Annotated in this window: 15 protein-coding genes and 1 pseudogene; 9 read left to right on the top strand and 7 right to left on the bottom strand. The window is 64.7% G+C overall.

Annotated features, from left to right (window positions below):
• Nucleotides 1-3290 (top strand): autotransporter outer membrane beta-barrel domain-containing protein (locus tag SO156_RS34195; protein WP_498537842.1); only part of this gene is annotated, 3290 nt, incomplete at its 5' end.
• 587 nt (nt 3291-3877) lie between these two features.
• On the opposite strand, the gene SO156_RS34190 is transcribed toward SO156_RS34195, so the two are convergent.
• Nucleotides 3878-4348, bottom strand: a complete 471-nt coding sequence (locus tag SO156_RS34190; RefSeq protein ID WP_458144072.1) for a PaaI family thioesterase — start codon at nt 4346-4348, stop codon at nt 3878-3880.
• A gap of 213 nt (nt 4349-4561) precedes the next feature.
• On the opposite strand from SO156_RS34190, the gene SO156_RS34185 reads away from it, so the two are divergent.
• The 3 genes from SO156_RS34185 to SO156_RS34175 are packed head-to-tail and all read left to right on the top strand — an operon-like array spanning nt 4562 to nt 7257.
• Nucleotides 4562-5248, top strand: a complete 687-nt coding sequence (locus tag SO156_RS34185; RefSeq protein WP_498537841.1) for an FABP family protein — start codon at nt 4562-4564, stop codon at nt 5246-5248.
• Between the two features lie 19 nt (nt 5249-5267).
• Nucleotides 5268-5978: a RibD family protein gene (locus SO156_RS34180; RefSeq protein WP_498537840.1), complete on the top strand. Its 711-nt coding sequence runs from the start codon at nt 5268-5270 to the stop codon at nt 5976-5978.
• Nucleotides 5979-5985: 7 nt separating this feature from the next.
• Nucleotides 5986-7257 carry a flavin monoamine oxidase family protein gene (locus SO156_RS34175; RefSeq protein WP_498537839.1) on the top strand — a complete coding sequence of 424 codons (1272 nt, stop codon included), beginning with the start codon at nt 5986-5988 and terminating at the stop codon, nt 7255-7257.
• 283 nt (nt 7258-7540) lie between these two features.
• Here SO156_RS34175 and SO156_RS34170 read toward each other — a convergent pair whose 3' ends face one another.
• Nucleotides 7541-9691, bottom strand: coding sequence for a methyl-accepting chemotaxis protein (locus SO156_RS34170; RefSeq protein WP_498537838.1), 2151 nt, complete (start codon nt 9689-9691; stop codon nt 7541-7543).
• Between the two features lie 275 nt (nt 9692-9966).
• Between SO156_RS34170 and SO156_RS34165 the strand changes: the two genes are divergently transcribed.
• Nucleotides 9967-10401, top strand: coding sequence for an EVE domain-containing protein (locus SO156_RS34165; RefSeq protein ID WP_458144067.1), 435 nt, complete (start codon nt 9967-9969; stop codon nt 10399-10401).
• 55 nt (nt 10402-10456) lie between these two features.
• Here SO156_RS34165 and SO156_RS34160 read toward each other — a convergent pair whose 3' ends face one another.
• Both SO156_RS34160 and SO156_RS34155 read right to left on the bottom strand, forming a co-directional pair.
• Nucleotides 10457-10735 (bottom strand): hypothetical protein, encoded by a 279-nt coding sequence (locus tag SO156_RS34160; protein ID WP_458144066.1) that lies wholly within the window; start codon nt 10733-10735, stop codon nt 10457-10459.
• A gap of 128 nt (nt 10736-10863) precedes the next feature.
• Nucleotides 10864-11211 carry a DUF3088 domain-containing protein gene (locus SO156_RS34155; protein WP_498537837.1) on the bottom strand — a complete coding sequence of 116 codons (348 nt, stop codon included), beginning with the start codon at nt 11209-11211 and terminating at the stop codon, nt 10864-10866.
• Between the two features lie 133 nt (nt 11212-11344).
• Between SO156_RS34155 and SO156_RS34150 the strand changes: the two genes are divergently transcribed.
• A complete protein-coding gene (locus tag SO156_RS34150; RefSeq protein WP_458144064.1) occupies nt 11345-11710 on the top strand; it encodes a hypothetical protein in 366 nt (121 codons plus the stop codon).
• A gap of 88 nt (nt 11711-11798) precedes the next feature.
• Nucleotides 11799-13646: an AMP-dependent synthetase/ligase gene (locus tag SO156_RS34145; protein ID WP_498537836.1), complete on the top strand. Its 1848-nt coding sequence runs from the start codon at nt 11799-11801 to the stop codon at nt 13644-13646.
• Nucleotides 13647-13693: 47 nt separating this feature from the next.
• On the opposite strand, the gene SO156_RS34140 is transcribed toward SO156_RS34145, so the two are convergent.
• The 3 genes from SO156_RS34140 to SO156_RS34130 all read right to left on the bottom strand — a co-directional run bounded on the left by SO156_RS34140 (nt 13694) and on the right by SO156_RS34130 (nt 16342).
• A complete protein-coding gene (locus SO156_RS34140) occupies nt 13694-14272 on the bottom strand; it encodes a hypothetical protein (protein WP_498537835.1) in 579 nt (192 codons plus the stop codon).
• A 333-nt stretch (nt 14273-14605) separates the two neighbouring features.
• Nucleotides 14606-15616 (bottom strand): aldo/keto reductase, encoded by a 1011-nt coding sequence (locus SO156_RS34135; protein WP_498537834.1) that lies wholly within the window; start codon nt 15614-15616, stop codon nt 14606-14608.
• Between the two features lie 300 nt (nt 15617-15916).
• The gene (locus SO156_RS34130) at nt 15917-16342 is read right to left on the bottom strand and encodes a PaaI family thioesterase (RefSeq protein ID WP_458144060.1); all 426 of its coding nucleotides are present in this window, start codon (nt 16340-16342) and stop codon (nt 15917-15919) included.
• 74 nt (nt 16343-16416) lie between these two features.
• On the opposite strand from SO156_RS34130, the gene SO156_RS34125 reads away from it, so the two are divergent.
• Nucleotides 16417-17043: an NUDIX hydrolase gene (locus SO156_RS34125; RefSeq protein ID WP_458144059.1), complete on the top strand. Its 627-nt coding sequence runs from the start codon at nt 16417-16419 to the stop codon at nt 17041-17043.
• A gap of 59 nt (nt 17044-17102) precedes the next feature.
• Nucleotides 17103-17689 (top strand): annotated as a pseudogene (locus SO156_RS34120) (hypothetical protein); the annotation flags it as partial.

Genomic DNA, 17689 nt, shown 5'->3' with positions numbered 1-17689 from the left:
TAAGCGTCACCGGCGGTACACTCACCAACAACGACCTGATTGTCGGAACGGTGGCGATTTCCGGCACCGGCACCGTCGAAAATAACGGGGCCATCACCGGCGCGGTCAACAATGCCGCAACCTTCTACAACAACCGCACGGTATCGGGCCTGTTCACCAACACCGCTGGCGGGGCGTCCAACTATGGGCAACTCAACGGCGGCGCCAGCGTCACCGGCGGTACACTCACCAACAACGACCTGATTGTCGGAACGGTGGCGATTTCCGGCACCGGCACCGTCGACAATAACGGGACCATCACCGGCGTGGTCAACAATGCCGCGACGTTCAACAACAACGCCGTCGGCACGGTATCCGGCCTGCTGACCAACACCGCGGGCACGACGACCAACTATGGGGGGCTCAACGGCGGCGCCACCGTCACCGGCGGCTCGGTCGTCAACAACAATGTGATTGTCGGTCCCGTCGACATTTCCGGCACCGGCACCGTCGATAATAACGCGACCATCACTGGCGTGGTCAACAATGCAGCGACGTTCAACAACAACGCGGGTGGCACGGTATCCGGCCTGCTGACCAACACCGCCGGAACGACCACCAACTATGGCCAGCTCAACGGCGGCGCCACCGTCACCGGCGGCTCGGTCGTCAACAACAATCTGATTGCCGGAACGGTGGCGATTTCCGGCACCGGTACCGTCGACAATAATGCGACCGTCACCGGCATGGTCAACAATGCCGCGACGTTCAACAACAATACGAACGGCACGGTATCCGGCCTGGTCACCAACACCGTCGGCACGACGACCAATGCCGGCCAGCTCAACGGCGGCGCGACAGTGACCGCCGGCACACTCACCAACAACAACCTGATTGCCGGTACCGTCGACATCTCCAGCACCGGCACGGTCGACAATAGCGCGACCATCACCGGCGTGGTCAGCAATGCCGCGACGTTCAACAATAACGCCGGCGGCACGGTATCCGGCCTGCTCACCAACACCGCGGGAACGACGACCAACGACGGCCAGCTCAACGGCGGCGCCGCGGTGACCGGCGGCACGCTGACGACGTCAGGCACCATCAGGGGCGGCCTCACCAACAGCGCGACCGTCAACGCCAATGGCGGTACCGTCAATGGCGCGATCATCAACCTCGCCGGCGGCACATTCAATGTCGGTGGCACCGTGACCAGCGATTCGACACTCGCCAATGCCAACGGCGCGACGTTGGCGATCGGCGCCACCGGCAGCTACACGTTGCAGGGATTGCTGACCAATAGCGGCGTCATCACCGTCGCCAATGGTGGGCAGTTGATCGCGACCATCGGCGGCATCACCAACAGCGCCGGCGGATCGATCACGGTCGCCGCTGGTGGCAGCGTGACCGACGATCTCAACAATGCGGGCAGCGTGAGCAACAGCGGCACCTATGTCGCCAACGTCGCCGCCAATACCGGCAGCATCACCAACAATTCGATTTGGACCGGCAACGTCGTTTCCAACAGTGGGACCATCACCAACAATCTGACCTGGACCGGCACGGTCAACAACGCCGGCACGTTCAACAACAGTGCCGGCGCAACGGTATCGGGCCTCCTGACCAACAGCGGCACGACCAACAACGCGGGAACGCTGAACGGAGGCCTCACCAATACCGCCGGGGTCACCAACAACACCGGCACGATCAATGGCCCGGTCACGATCACGGGTGGCGCGCTGACCGGCAACGGCACCGTGGCCAACCTCTCGGTCGCCAGCGGCGGCACCTTTGCGCCCGGCACCGGTCTGGCGGGCACCTCGACCACGGTGACCGGAAGCCTGGCGTTGGCTTCCGGCGCAGTCTACCTGGTGCAGATCGATCCTTCGACCGCCTCGTTCGCAAACGTGTCGGGCACGGCGACGCTCGGCAGCGCCACTGTGAATGCAGTCTACGCCAACGGTAGCTATGTGGCGAAGCAATACACCATCCTGACTGCCACGGGCGGCGTCAGCGGCACGTTCAATTCGGTCGCGAACACCAACCTGCCGACGAACTTCCACGCAACGCTGAGCTACGATTCGACCCATGCCTATCTCAACCTGCTGCTGAATTTCGCGATCCCGACCGGCCTCAACGGCAATGCGCAGAACGTCGGCAACGCGCTCACCAACTACTTCAACAGCACCGGCGGCATTCCGATGGTGTACAGCGCGCTGTCCGCGTCGGGCCTGACGCAAGCGTCCGGGCAGTCCGCAACGGGCTCACAGCAGGCCACTTTCAACGCGATGACCCAGTTCATGGGCGTGATGACCGATCCCTTCATGGGCGAGCGCGGCGATCCGGTTTCGTCCTCGAACGGCGCATCCCAATTCGCGGAAGACGGTTCCACGGTTCCAGGGAAGACCGGCGCAGCGCGCGAGGCTTACGCGGCCATCTATCAAAAGGCACCGGCGCCATCCTTCGCACAGCGCTGGAGCGTGTGGGCGGCAGGTTATGGCGGCGGGCAGACCACCGATGGCAGCGCCACCGCCGGATCGAACACCGCCACCAGCCGCATCTACGGCACCGCTGTCGGTGCCGATTATCGCATCTCGCCCGATACGCTTGCCGGCTTCGCGCTGGCTGGCGGCGGCACCAATTTCGACGTCAACGGATTGGGCAGCGGGCGCTCCGACCTGTTCCAGGCCGGCGCTTATTTGCGCCATACCGTCGGTGCGGCCTATGTCACCGCGGCGCTGGCCTACGGCTGGCAGGACGTCAGCACCGACCGTACCGTGGCCGGCATAGATCGCCTGCATGCGGAGTTCAATGCCAACGCTTTCTCGGGCCGTCTCGAAGGCGGCTATCGCTTTGTCGCGCCGTGGATGGGCGGCATCGGCCTGACGCCCTACGCCGCCGCACAGTTCACGACCTTCGGTCTGCCCGCCTATGCGGAAAGCGTTCTCTCCGGCGCCAGCACCTTCGCGCTCGCCTATGGCGCGAGGAATGTCACCGACAGCCGCGGCGAACTCGGTTTGCGCGGCGACAAATCATTTGCGCTCGGCGATGCGATCCTGACGCTGCGCGGCCGAGCCGGGTGGGCGCATGATTTCAACCCCGACCGCGCCATCTCCGCGACCTTCCAGGCATTGCCCGGTGCAAGCTTCGTCGTGAACGGCGCGGCCCAGGCGTCCAACTCGGCGCTGACTACGGCCTCCGCGGAGATGAAGTGGATGAACGGCTGGTCGGCGGCGGCCACCTTCGATGGCGAGTTTTCCAGAGTCACCAGATCCTATGCCGGAAAGGGAACGGTGCGATACGCATGGTAGCAGGTGCCTGATCGCATCACCACCCGCATGCAGCTCGTTGGTGTGCTGCGGCAGGAGGCGCAGCCCTATCTGTCCGGCTGCGGGCCATTAACCCGGCATGCTTTGACCTGGATCAACCGCCGCCCCCGTAGCCAGTGTCTAAGCTATTGCTCGACGCACCTTCGGCTGAAGAGGTGTGACCAATCGTGAAGCCGCCATCTGCCGGGACGGCGTGGCCGATTGGAGAACAAGCGATGCGTTTCTGTTTTGGCCTTAAGCCTCTTGGTCACCAGCCTTTTGGTCACCTTGTGTGGCTCTGCGAACGCGGCTACGGCGCATCCCGTACACCGGGGGCACGCTATTGTTCGTCCCAATCAGGGCATGACCTACGCGCCGCCTCGGCCGCCGATCCACTACCGGGCCGCGCCGTACAATAATTTCAATGAACCGTATTTCGGAGCCTCTCAAGGCTACGCGCCTGGCGAGAAAGAACGATTTCTCGAGAGTGTGAGACGAAATCTTTAGACGCTCGTTCCTCGCTCGAGGAGCAGGAAACGTCCGAGCTGAAAACCGGCGCAACGGGGCCGACTTCCGGCACTACAACAATGCTAGCTCGGAAAAATCAGGCAGGTCGTCGTGCCGTGCGCGAGCAAACGGCCCTTGGTATCGGTTACGCGGCCTTCTGCCGTCCCGACGCGACGGCCGCAATTCAGGACTCTGCCCTCGGCTCGGATCTGGCCGGTCTCCAGCGTGATCGCGCGGACAAGCGAGATCTTGAACTCGAGCGTCGTGCTGCCAACGCCTCTTTCGAGCACCGACTGGATCGCGAGGCCCATGCAGCTATCGAGGAGCGTCGCCGTGAGACCGCCATGCACGGTACCCCATGGATTGAGGTGCGCACCCGTTGGTTCGAGCGTGATGGCGACCCGACCGTTTTCGGCCTCCACCACGTCGTAGCCCAAGGTCTGCGCGATCGTGTTCAGGGGGAGCGCCCCGCTGGCAAGGCCCTTGACGAACTCCAGCCCGGTCATCTCCTTTTGTCGCTCGGGACAGACCGTCCCGTAGATCCTGTCGGCCATGTTTACCTTCGGTTCTCTCGTCAATGACTGTGCTGACGACATCCAACCGCAAGGTGTCAGCGAGAGCCACCCGAAACCTGACGCGCTGGCCGCGCTGGCCTTTTCGGCTTTAGGTGGGGCCCTCGTCCACTCGCGCTTGTGAAGGACGTGTTGAAGCCACGCACACTATCCTCATGCTATTGCTGCTCCCGCACCCCCCCGCGAGGTCCCCCCATGCTTCCCATCCCCGCTGACATCTTCACCGAGTCCGACGACGTCTCCCCGGACGCCCTCGCCAATCTCGGCCCGCTGCGCCGCCTTGCCGGCGTCTGGCAGGCCGACAAGGGCATCGACATCAATCCGAAGGCCGACGGGCCCGAGCGGCGGACATTCATCGAACATATCCGGATGGATCCGATCGATCCGCAGGCCAACGGGCCGCAGCTGTTTTATGGGCTGCGCTATCACATCCACATCAATACGCCCGAGGAAGACATCACCTTCCACGACCAGGTCGGCTACTGGTTGTGGGAGTCGGCGACCGGGCTGGTCATGCAGACGCTGGCGATTCCGCGCGGCCAGGTTCTGCTCGCGTCGGGCAAGGCCGGGCCGGATGACAGGAATATCTCCGTCACGGCGAAGCGCGGCGAGACGACATACGGGATCTGCTCGACCGACTTCCTGGAACAAGCCTTCCGCACCGACAGTTACCGCTGCGACATCACCTTCAACGATGATGGAGGCTGGACCTATCTGATCCAGACCGAGCTTTTCGTGCGAGGCGCGCCGTTCAATCATCACGACAGCAACACACTCAAGCTCGTCGCGCCGCCAAAGCTCAATCCACTGGCGGTGATCCTGAACGATCGCGCCAAGGATCACGTCAAGGATCACGTCAAGGGCGGCGGACCGGCGGCTTGAGAGTATCCCGGAGATTCGCATGAAGCCTTACGTCATCTGCCTGATGGCCTCGAGCGTCGATGGCCGCGTACATCACAGCCGCTGGCGTCCGAAGGGGGCGGGCGCGGACTGGTTCGAGCGGATCCATGACGAGCTCGGCGGCGACGCCTGGCTGATCGGCCGCGTCACCGGTTCGGAGTTCGCCAAGGGCAAGCCGTATCCGACCACGACGACCGAGACTTTCCCGCGCGAAAACTGGCTCGCGCGGCGCGATGCGAAAGCTTACGGCGTCGTGCTCGATGCGCAGGGCAAGATCGGCTGGGGTCGTTCCGACATCGGTGGCGATCCGATTGTCGTCGTGCTGACCGAGCGCGTATCGGATGCGCATCTGGCAGGCCTGCGCGGCGAGGGCGTGTCCTACATCTTTGCCGGCAAGTCGGAGATCGATCTTTCGCTCGCGCTCGACATCCTCAGTCGCGAGCTTGGCGTGAAGCGGCTGCTGCTGGAGGGCGGCGGCGCGGCCAACGGCGCATTTTTGCGCGCAGGGCTGATCGATGAGCTGAACCTGATCCTCTGTCCGGCCGTGGACGGCGCCAGGGGCGCGCCGATCGTGTTCGATTCAGGGGAAGCCGAGAGCGAGCAGCGCGCGCCCGTCACCGCGATGACGCTCGAGAGCACGCGGCCGCTCGGCGGCGGCGTGCTGCTGTTGCGTTATCTCCTCCAGAATGATCCGACAGCCGCGGGCCAATAAAGCAGGCATGTCGGACAAGTCAGAGCACATCGTCATCGTCGGTGCCGGCGCGGCCGGCCTGATGGCGGCGCGCGAGCTCGCTCGTGCCGGCCGGCGCGTGACGATCCTGGAAGCGCGCGCGAGGTGTGGTGGGCGGATTCTTCCGCTTCCCGCCGCCGAGTTCGGATATGCAGCGGCCGGCGGCGCCGAGTTCATCCATGGCGAGGCCCCGGTCACGCGCGCCCTGCTCGCCGAGGCCGGGCTTTCGCCGTCCACGATCGAAGGTACGCAATGGAGCTTTGCGGGCGGAAAATTCTCGCGCGAGGCGCGCCACGATCCGCACGAGGCCGAGCTTCACAAGGTGGTCAGGGAATTGAAGGGCGACCTGACCGTCTCCGAATTCCTGCGTCGATATTTTGCTGACGCCAAATACGAGTCATTGCGACAGTCCGTCGAGCGGATGGTCGAAGGTTACGACGCCGCCGATCCCGCGCGCGCCAGCACGCTGGCGCTGCGCGATGAATGGATGGATGGTGGGCGGCATATGCAGGCCCGTCCCGTCGGTGGCTATGGCGCGCTTATCGATTTTCTCGAGGCCGAGTGCCGCAGCCAAGGCGTCGCCATCCATTTTGGCTCCGTTGTGTCAGCTATCGAGGAGAGCGATGGCGGCGTCGTCGTTCGTTGCGGCAACGGCGAGGTGCATCATGGCGACGTTGCGGTCCTCACCGTGCCACTCCCCCTGCTCGAGGAGATCGCGCTGCCGCCCGCCGCGCGCGAGAGGGCTGCGGCCGCCGCGGATATCGGCTTCGGCAACGTCATCAAAATCCTGCTGCGATTCGAGCGGCGCTGGTGGGAGGCCGATCTCGCTGACCTGACCTTCCTGCTCTCGGATGAACAAATCCCGGTGTGGTGGACGCAGCATCCGGCGGAGCATCCCCTGCTCACCGGCTGGTTCGGAGGTCCACGGACGGAAAGCCTTGCCGGCCTCACCGAGCCGGAGCTGATCGAGGCTGGGCTCGCTTCGCTCGCCGCCATCTTCGGCCTGTCGCCGGATGACCTCGCGCAAAAGGTCGCCGCCGCCCGTGCGATCAACTGGGCCCACGATCCGTTCGCGCGCGGCGCCTATTCCTGGGCCACGCCACAAACGCGCGATGCGCAATCGATCCTCGCAAGCGCCGATGGCACTTCCGTCTACTTCTCCGGCGAAGCTCTCTATCGCGGCCGCGACATGGGCACGGTCGAGGCGGCTTTGGCGAGCGGGCAGGAGACGGCGGGCATCATCCTGAAGGGACGTGCCTAGCTCGGTTGGACATGATGACATTTCGTTGGATTGGTGCGAGCCGAAGGTACAGTTCACCCCTCCCCGGCAAGGGCAGGGCAATCGCATATGGGCATTCACCAGAGGTCGTCATGCCCGGGCTTGTCCCGGGCATCCACGTTGGTGCCGTGGGGCAAGACGTGGATGGCCGGGACAAGCCCGGCCATGACGATGTGGAAGCTTTAGCGCCTCAAGCTCTCACATCAAATGGGATAGCCCTCCGCGCAGGGGAGAGGTGAATGCTGTTCGCGGTTGCCGATGAAACCTAGGCTGCGCGCACCGATTCCAGGAAATTCCCGACCTCGAGTTTGAGGCGGCTGGAGTCGCGGGCCAGCAGCTGGGCGGCTGACAACACCTGCGATGAAGCCGAGTCGGTCTGGCGCGCGCCGTCGCGCACGTCGGCGATATTTGCGGATACCTGCTCGGTGCCGAGCGCCGCCTGCTGGACGTTGCGAGCGATTTCCTGTGTGGCCGCGCCTTGCTCTTCGACGGCGGCGGCGATCGCTGAGGAGATTTCCGATAGTTGCGCGATCGTGTCGCTGATCTCCCCAATGGCGCCGACCGACTCCTTCGTCGCCGCCTGGACGCCCATGATCTGCTGGTGGATTTCCTCGGTCGCTTTCGCCGTTTGCTGCGCCAGCGCCTTCACCTCCGCCGCGACCACGGCGAAGCCGCGGCCGGCTTCGCCGGCGCGCGCGGCTTCGATGGTCGCGTTCAGCGCCAGGAGATTGGTCTGGCTGGCGATAGAGTTGATCAACTCGATGACGTCGCCGATCCGGTTTGCAGCAAGCGACAACTCCCCGACGCGCTTGTTGGTGTTGTGGGCCTGCTCAACCGCTTCACCCGCCCTGCGCGCGGATTCCTGAACCTGGCGGCTGATCTCGGTCACTGACGAGGTGAGCTCCTCGGTGGCGGTGGCCACCGAGTTCACATTGACGGAAGCTTCATCGGATGCCGCCGCGACCGCAGTGGTGAGCTTCTGCGAGCGGTTGGCCGTCGCAGTCAGCGTACCGGCGGAAGCCTCGAGCTCGGTCGCCGCCGACGACACCGTGCCGACGATCTCGCCGATCACGGCCTCGAAATTGCGGGTGATGGCGTCGGCCCGGCGGCCGCGCTCGATCTGCGCCTCCGCCTCGCGTGCAGCCGCTTCGTCCGCGAGCTTCTTCGCGATCAGCGCGTCCTTGAAGATCTGCAGCGCGTTCGCCATGGTGCCGATCTCGTCCTTGCGATGTCCGTCCGGGATTTCGACGCCGAGCTCCCGGTCGGCAAGCCGCAGCGTCGCCCCGGTCAGCCGCGCCAACGGCCGGATCACCTGGCGCATCGCTACGAGCACCACGGCGATCGAGGCGGCGAGCACAACGAACAGTGCCGCGAGAGCCCAGCTCAGCCGCATCTGCGCCTGAGCGATCGCAGCGTCATTGGCTTTGTGGGCAAAATCGAGGGCAGCGTCGCGCAGGCCCAACACGCTGTTCAGGGTGCCGGCGATCCAGCCGGGCCACTCGGCTTCATTGGCCGGAGAGGGGCGGCCCTCGCGCGCGGCCGCCGAAACCTCATGAAACCGGGGCTCGCCTTCGGTCATGAGCTTGGCGCGCACCTGGTCGATCGAGCGAACGAGCTCCGGCGCGCTGCCGGCATTGCTGACGCCCTGCTCGATCTGACGCCAGATCAGCGCGACCTGGCCGGTCAATTCGGTGACCTCGACGTTCTGGGCGGCAGACAAGGGCTGATTGCGGACGAAGAGGCCAAGGATCGCCGTGCGGGCACCATTGGTGGTGCGCATGGCTTGTGCGCTCTGCGCGAGTTGCGCCGACGGCAACAGGTTTTCTATGTCGCTGCCGGTGCGCGACAGGTTGATCAGGACTTCGCCGGTGGCGGCGGTGAGGGAATCGACGGCGCGCGCAAGCCCGTCCACGATCGCGGTCTGGCTGTTGGGCGGGCGTTGCGCCTTGGCCATGACTGCCGCTTGGCGCCCAGCACTGCGGGTTTGTTGCAAGGCAAGCTCGGCAGCCTCAATCGATGCGACCGGAAGGTCCGCCGCGCCAACGGCCTTCTTGGCCGCGCTGATGGCAGCATCGGTGCCGGCGACCACTTTGTCCAAGGCTGACAATTTTTCGGACGTAGCCGCTTCGGCCGTCGGGCCTGTAACCGCGAACCAAACGGTACGCTCGGCAGGAATCAGGCTGTTGGCCTTCATCACCAGTTCGAATGCGGTGAGCGCGCGCGCGGCCGCCTCCCGCTTGCGCAGATCACGCCATCCATCCCAGGCGACCGAAACGGCGAAGGCCACGGCGAGGAGGCCCGTAATCAGATTGCCAGCCAGGATTTTCCATCGCAGGCTGACCCCGCGCTTCGAGCGATTTGCGGATGAGTGCTCAGGCGGCGAAGGAAGCTGTGACATCGGTTGGACCAAACTCATCCAGGCGTTTTCACGATAGGCTCGGCCAGCGGCCGACCCTCGCCGCTAGTCTACTTAAGTAATTGCAACCAAGACGTTAAGTGTGTTTGCGGCGGGCCTGAACGCGATGCTGCTGATCGCGTCAAGCGCCAGCTCAAGCGGCCACCAAGCAAAGACGGCTGACGGATCCTGATTCTCGGCGTGTGCGGCTGGGCCGAACCAGGGCGCCGAATGGCTGCTGCCAGATTCTGACACGACCGGCTGCTAAAAGGTGGGCGTCTGTCGGAGGACATTACATGAAGAACTGGATCGCCGTCGCCTCGGCCCAGCATGTCCGGATTGGCCGAGCGCACGGCTTCATGCAGGTCTGCCACGGCAAGGGCGGCCCGTTGCGCCGGATCTCGCCGGGCGATCACGTCGCCTATTATTCGCCGACCGAAACTTTTGGCGGCAAGGATCGGCTCCAGACCTTCACCGCGATCGGCGTGGTCGAGCCGGGCGTGCCTTACCAGGCCGATATGGGCGGCGGTTTCCGACCGTTTCGCCGCGACGTCGCATGGAGTGACGTCGCCGAGGTGCCGATCCGGCCGCTGCTCGAAAGCCTCGCGTTTGCGCGCGACAATCCGAACTGGGGCTACAAGCTGCGCCTCGGCCTGTTCGAGATTTTGACTGAGGACATGGAGCTGATCCGCCACGTGGCGATGTCGAGCCGGCCGTTGCTGCTGGTTTGAACGCGTCGACACAGACATTCCAACAAAAAGCCCGCATCGCTGCGGGCTTTTCCTCTCACCAGCGATGGCCGCCGTAATAGCCGTGTGGCCTGCCGTGATAGATATGTGGCCGCGGATAATGGCCGTAGCTGCGATAGTACGGGCGATAGTAGCCGTGAGGTCGCCAATGATGGTGCGGGCCGCGCCAGTGATGATGCCGGCCTTGTGCACTGATGTCGGTCGGTTGGCCGGCCTGCATATGCGGCTTTGCCGCGGTTGTGGCCGCGGCGTTCGCCGCGGATGAACCTGCGAGCGCCGCAGCCGCAACAGCTATCGCCACAAAGAGACTCTTCATTCCGTCACTCACTCCAATTGATGTGTGAGGATACAACGGGATGAGTCACCTGCGCGTTCCGGCGACAAAGTGCCGCCTTGCTGGGCGCTATGCCGGCGCAGAATCGCCGCAAAGCTTAACGCGCGGCATCACGGATGCGGATCGGGAAAGCCGTGCCGCTCGGTGAGCGCAGCCAAAATCTTGTCCTTGTCGGCGATGAACGCGCGACCCTGATGGCTGCCGGTCTGATGCGGCGATGTCGCCCCGTCAGCGAGCACGAGCAGCGGCAGCCATTGATTTGCTTCGCCCACGAGATCGATGACGGCCTGTCGCGGTCGCGGCCAGGCGATGCGTTCGACGTCAAGTCTTTCGGCGAGATCGGGAAAGGAGGCCAACACGCCCTCGATCAGTGCGCAGTGCCAGCAATAGAAGTTTCGGCCCGGATAGTCCGGATCGGCAAAGCCGGGGCGCAAGAGAAACAGTCGGTCGCGGGTCATGGACATCAAGCCCCTGGTGCCGAGGTCTCAGAATACTATGGCAGGGAGCCATACAACACATTCGCAGCTAACGTCTGAACGTGTTGGCTGCCCGGCGCGACAGATGCACAAGATTCGCGTCAAGAGTTTTGTCATGAAGCGCGCCGCCATCCTCTGCATCGCCTCGTTGTTCATCCTGCATGCGGGCGCCGCGGCCGCGAAGTCGATCACCTGCTCCTACCCGCAGGACCAGGAGCTGACGTTCGAGGTGCCGAAAAAGCAGGGCGGCCTGCCGCCGATCGACTTCGACTACCCGTCAAAGGTCACGCTGTTCAGCTTCCGCGACGACAATCTGTTGGTCGTCGCCATGGACGAGTCGGACAAGAGTCGCGTCCGGGTCGTGATCTCGGCGCAGCGCGACAAGGCCAAAGGCGTCTATGCCGGACAGATCGTGACCGATCTCGGCGGCAACCAACTCATGCTCGACAACGGCCCCGTCACCTGCAAGGTGAAGGGGTAACGCCGGCATTGCCGAGGATCAAGGTCGCGCCCACTGGCCGGGATCACTGTCGATCTCTACATTGGCGATGGCACCGCGGGATGATTCCATGGCCGATCTCACCGCTCACACTCTAGATCGCCCGCCCACGCTGGCCGAGGTGATGACGTTGCCGCAGCTGTTGCGCTGGCGCGTCGCGCTGACACCGGGCCGGGAGGCCTTTCGGCAGTACGATGTGACGGCCGGACGCTGGGCGAGCTATTCCTGGCAACAGATCGATGCCGAGATCGAGCGCTGGCGCCGGGCGCTCGCCGCCGAGGGTTTTGCAGCCGGCGAGCGGGTTGCGATCCTGATGCCCAACGGCATCGCACATATCGCGATGGACCAGGCCGCGCTGTCGCGCGGTCTCGTGCCGGTGCCGATGCACGCCGTCGACAACCCCGACAGCATTGCCTACATCCTCGGCGATTCCGGCGCGCGCCTGCTGTTCGTGGATACGCTGGAGCGCTGGCAGGCGATCCTTGCGACCGGGCAGCCAATCCCGGGTCTCGGGCGCGTCGTCTGCGCGAATCTGTCCGGAATATCGGATCCAGCGTGCACTGACGCCCGCGTCGTCGCGCTCGACCGCTGGCTCTCTTCGCAGGCCGGTGGCCCCGCGATGGTCGATATTGCGGTCCGGGCGGACGATCTCGCCGCCATCGTCTACACCTCAGGTACCACCGGACGGCCGAAGGGGGTGATGCTGTCGCACGGCAACGTCGTTTCGAATGTGAAGGCGATCGCCGGGCGCATCGCCGCCTTGCCCGACGATCTGTTCCTGTCGTTCCTGCCGCTCTCGCATACCTTCGAGCGCACCGGCGGCTACTACTACCCGATCGCGGCGGGTGCCTGCGTTGCCTATGCGCGTTCGGCGGCGCAGCTTTCAGAGGATTTGAAGCATGTGCGGCCGACGGTGCTGAACTCGGTGCCGCGAATCTATGAGCGGTTCTTCGCGCTGATCATGCAGCGGAGCGCATCAATGAGCCACGCCGAGCGCACACTATTCGATCTCACGCTCACGGTTGGCGGGCGTCGCTTTGACGCGCGGCAGGGCAAGCGCACGCCCTCACTGCTCGACCGAATGGCCTGGCCGATCCTGAAGCGCCTCGTCGCCGACAAGGTGCTGTTGCAATTCGGCGGTCGCCTTCGCGTCGCCGTCTCGGGCGGCGCGCCGATCGCAGGGCCCGTCATCCGTCTCTTCCTCTCACTCGGGCTCGACGTCCTGCAGGGCTACGGCATGACCGAGACCTCGCCGGTCGTCGCCGTCAACACCGCCGAGGACAACGACCCGCGGTCGGTCGGCCACGTCCTCGACGGCATCGAGGTCAAGCTCGGCGAGAAGGACGAGCTGCTCGTCCGCGGCCCCAGCGTGATGCTCGGCTATTGGCGCCGCGAGGAGGAGACGCGCCGCGTCAAGGAGGCCGACGGCTGGCTGCACACCGGCGACCAGGCGCGCATCGAACACGGGCGCATCACCATCACCGGCCGCATCAAGGACATCCTCGTCACCTCCACCGGCGAGAAGATCGCGCCGGTCGATCTCGAAACCGCGATCCTCGCCGATCCTCTGTTCGAGCAGGCCGTCGTGATCGGCGAGCAGCGGCCTTTCCTCACGGCTGTCGTGGTGCTCAATGCCACGGCGTGGGAGCAGGAGCGACGGAGGCTCGCTGGGCTTGGTAAGCAGGGCGAAAGCGGGGAGCGTGCCGCTCTGCTCGCACGGATCGCCGCGGCCGTGAAGGACTATCCGGCCTATGCGACGCCGCGTGCGGTGTCCTGGTCGCTGGAGCCGTGGACGATCGCGGCGGGACTGCTGACGCCGACGCTGAAGAACAAGCGCCCGGCGCTGGAGCGTCACTTCGCTGCAGAGATCGAGCAGATCTATGCAAAGAAGCCGGCGGCGGCACCGCGGCCGAAATAGATCTGATCTCGCGCAAGCCGAAGAGGTGGACCAAGCGTCCGGCGCGCCTACTTGAATGGATCCTGGATCGACGGCGAGGACTGCCGGACGCGGCGCACGCTCACCGGCGTGCCGTCGGAGACGAACAGCAGCTCGTACCTGCGGCCCTCATTGTCGGTCGCGGTGCAGGTGATGTTCGAGACCTGCTTTGCCGCGAAATTGCCGGTCTGGCGGCAGACGCCGGTGGAGATCTGCTCGGCCGGCACCGGCAGGCCGTCGACCCTGGGCCGATCCTTGGAATTGAGCAGCATGCGGTCGATCGGCAGTTCATAGGAATTGTCGTCGGCGCGCTTGCCGTTCTCGCCGGAGAACGAGACGATGTGGCTGTCGTCAGCGGGATCGTCGACCGCGACCGCGAAATTGACCCGCCCCTTGTCACCATGGGCGTAAGCCACCGTCTTGCAGGCGAACTCGCGGCCCGCGATCCGCAGGGTTTTGCACTGTCCCGACATCAGTGCCAGCAGGTCGATGAAGGAGTTTTTCGGCTCAGCCTGGTCGTTGACCCGGATGGGGGCGGAAGACCCGGCAAAACAAGGAGTTGCGAGACCGATCAGGCTCGCGGCCAGAACCGGTCGGAAGCGGCGCATGATGAGGCTCGCATCGCGCGTGGCGGAAACGGAAAAGTTCCGTGCATCAACCATCGAACCACCAATTGGTTGCGATCCCGTTTGTTGAGCGAAGCACATGCCCGTCTGCAATACCACCGCGCCCATCCGCCGGCGATTCGCGAAAACCGCCTCAACCCCGTCCCGGCCCGCACTTGCCGTCAGGGCCATGTTTTTTTCGTGGCAAAGCTTGTCGCCGCCCCCGCCCTCCGGCAGTCTTTCCGGAAATCTACGGGGAGGCTTCGCATGGCCGAGTCATCCCAAGCCGCGTTGCGGCAAGCCCGCAGCGGTCCTGATGCGCCATGGTCACTTCCTTTAAGCCGTCCGCGCGCGGCGGCCCTCGATCGGATAGGCCGGGTCGTTATAGCCCGGAGTCGAGGGATGGCCCGAGGTGACCAGGGTGTCGATCAGCGCTTCGTCCTCTGCGGTGAAGCGATAATCGAGCGCACGGATGTAGTCGTCCCATTGCTCCTCGGTGCGCGGACCGGCGATGACAGAGGTAACGAAGGCGGAGTTGAGCACCCAGGCAACGGCGAACTGGCCGGCGGTGATGCCCTTCTTCTCCGCATGTTGCTTGATCTCCTGCGCGAGCTTGAGCGACTCGGGACGCCACTCGGTCTGCATCATGCGGGTGTCGTTGCGCCCCGCGCGCGTCTCCTTGTCGGGCGGCGCATCGGGGCGGTATTTGCCTGTCAGCACGCCGCGCGCCAGCGGGCTGTAGGGCACGATGCCGAGGCCGTAATAGCCACAGGCCGGGAAGTGCTCGACCTCCGGCATGCGGTTCATGGCGTTGTAATAGGGTTGGCTCACCACGGGCCGGTCGATGCCGAGCCGGTCGCAGATGTTGCAGATCTCGGCGAGGCGCCAGGCGCGATAATTCGAGACGCCGAAATAGCGCACCTTGCCGGCGCGGATCAGGTCGCCGATGGCGCGCACCGTTTCTTCGAGCGGCGTCGCATGATCTTCCTTGTGTAGATAGTAGATGTCGATGAAATCGGTGCCGAGGCGCTTTAAGCTCTCGTCTGCCGCCTGCAACACCCAGCGCCGCGACAGCCCGCTGCGGTTGGGATCATCGCCCATGGGGTTGGCGAGCTTCGTGGCGAGCACCCAGGCGTGACGGTTGTTGGCGATCGCGCGGCCCACCACCTCTTCCGAGCCGCCCTTTGAATATGCGTCCGCCGTGTCGATGAAGTTGACGCCGGCCTCGCGCGCCTTCGCGATGATTTTTGCGGAATCGGTTTCACCGGTGGGACCGCCGAACATCATGGTGCCGAGGCAGATCGGCGAGACCTTCAGGCCACTGCGGCCAAGCTGGCGGTGTTGCATGGGCTATTCCTCAACGTGTTCGTAGGCACCAGCATAACGATCTCGCTCCGTCATTGCGAGCGCAGCGAAGCAATCCAGCAATGCCGCCGCGGGAGAGACTCTGGATTGCTTCGCTGCGCTCGCAATGCTGAACTTTCGGCACGCCTTTGCCATTCTCTCAGGCGTCATCGCCAGCCTTGTGCGCAACTGCGCACTGGAGCGGGCGATCCAGTATTCCAGAGATAGCGACGTGATACGGAGAAGCCGCGGCGTACTGGATTCCCCGCTTTCGCGGGGAATGACAGCGGAGTGTTTTGCGGCCTACTCCGGCCCCTTCAGGATCTTGAACACGCCGTTCGCCATCACGATGCAGCGGTCGTCGACGGTGACTTCGGTGTTCATGAAGATCAGGCTGCGGGTCGAGCGCACCACGCGCGGGCGCGAGATCAGGATGTCGCCGATCGTTCCGGCCTCGACGAAATGGGTGTCGAGCTGCACCGTCGCCATGTACTGCTTGCCGGTCACGTAACGCGCGGTCATGCCGCAGGTGCGGTCGGCGAAGGTCATCGTCACGCCGCCCTGCACCATGCCGCGGCGGTTGTGATGCTTGTCCTGCGTGATCAGCGCGAATTCATACTGGCCGTCGATCTGGCGCTCCCACAAGGGACCGATGAGGTGCATGAAGCCGGTGGTTTCGACAACGGTCCAGCCATCGTGCTTGAGTCCAGCGGCGGCCTTGTCGATCATGTCCGGGTCCGTCTGTGAAAGCAGAGCATCTGCGCCTCATTTCATCAAGCGCGCTCCTGGTGTAGTCAAGCATCATGAGACCATTCGACGATGCCACACGGCGGAATATTGCCAGTGCGTGCGCGACCTTTGCGCGCCTGCCCGACGCTGGCGAGCCGCTGGCGCTGAAGCGCGCGGCGGTTGCGATTGCGCTGACGGCGGTGGGCGAAGGGAGCGACACGGCGCTGCTGCTGACCTTGCGTGCATCTCACCTGCGCGCCCATCGCGGGCAATGGGCCTTGCCCGGCGGGCGCTGCGATGCCGGTGAAACGCCGGTCGCGGCGGCGCTGCGCGAGCTCGACGAGGAGCTCGGATTGAGGCTCAACGCGGATGCGGTGCTCGGCCTCTTGGACGACTACCCGACCCGCTCCGGCTATCTGATCACGCCGGTCGTGGTCTGGGCCGCCGACAACGCTCCGATCATCCCGAACCCGGACGAGGTCGCCTCGGTGCATCCTATCGCGCTTGACACGATCGAGCGCGTGGACGCCTTCGACTTCGTCGCCATCCCCGAAAGCACGCGGGGCGTGATCCGCTTCCACCACGAAGGCAGCCTGATCCACGCCCCGACCGCGGCCCTGATCTATCAGTTCCGCGAGGTGCTGGCGGGGCGCACAACCCGCGTTGCCGAGCTGGAACAGCCGGTGTTCGCCTGGAAATGACCTTAGAAGTAAACGGCAATTTAACCTGACAGTCACGCGGTGCTTGCTACAAGGGCACCATGCATCACCAACCGATTCGGCGCGCCCTGACGCTTGCACCGCTCGCGCTCGCCCTGCTCGTGTCGCCTGCGCCCGCGCGCGATTCCTCCGCACTGCCGCCGGCCGTCAGCAACGCGATAGCGCAGGCCTCGCCCCTGGCCATTCTCGAATATCGGCGCCGCCTTCAGGAGTATCAGGAGGCGCGCGCGGCTTTCGACGCGGAGGCTGGTGCCTATTGGGGCGCAATCTCCGAGAAACGCCGCACCCGCAATGCCAAGCGCCGCAGCGGTCAGCAGATCACGCTCGACGACTACGTGCTGGAGCAGCCGCCGCTCTATACCGGGCCAAAGCGGCCGGTGAATCCGGAACCCACCGAGGAGCCGGAGCCGCGCCTGCGCAAGCCGATCCCGGTCGTCGCCGATCTCCTGCGCGCAGCGCAGGATCTCTACCAGTTCACGCCGCAGCGGCCGGCGAGCGAGGTCGAGTTCAAGCGCGCCTACGCGCGCTATGCGGTCGCGTTCGGATTGACGCGCGAGCAGGCGGTGCGGGTCTATTCGTTCGAGACCGGCGGCACCGGCAATCACGATGTGCAAGCGGGCATTGAACA

It is taken from the genome of Bradyrhizobium sp. UFLA05-125 (genome assembly GCF_059803515.1).
Note: the sequence above shows the minus strand (reverse complement) of the source record. Positions and strands in the feature narration are given on the sequence as shown.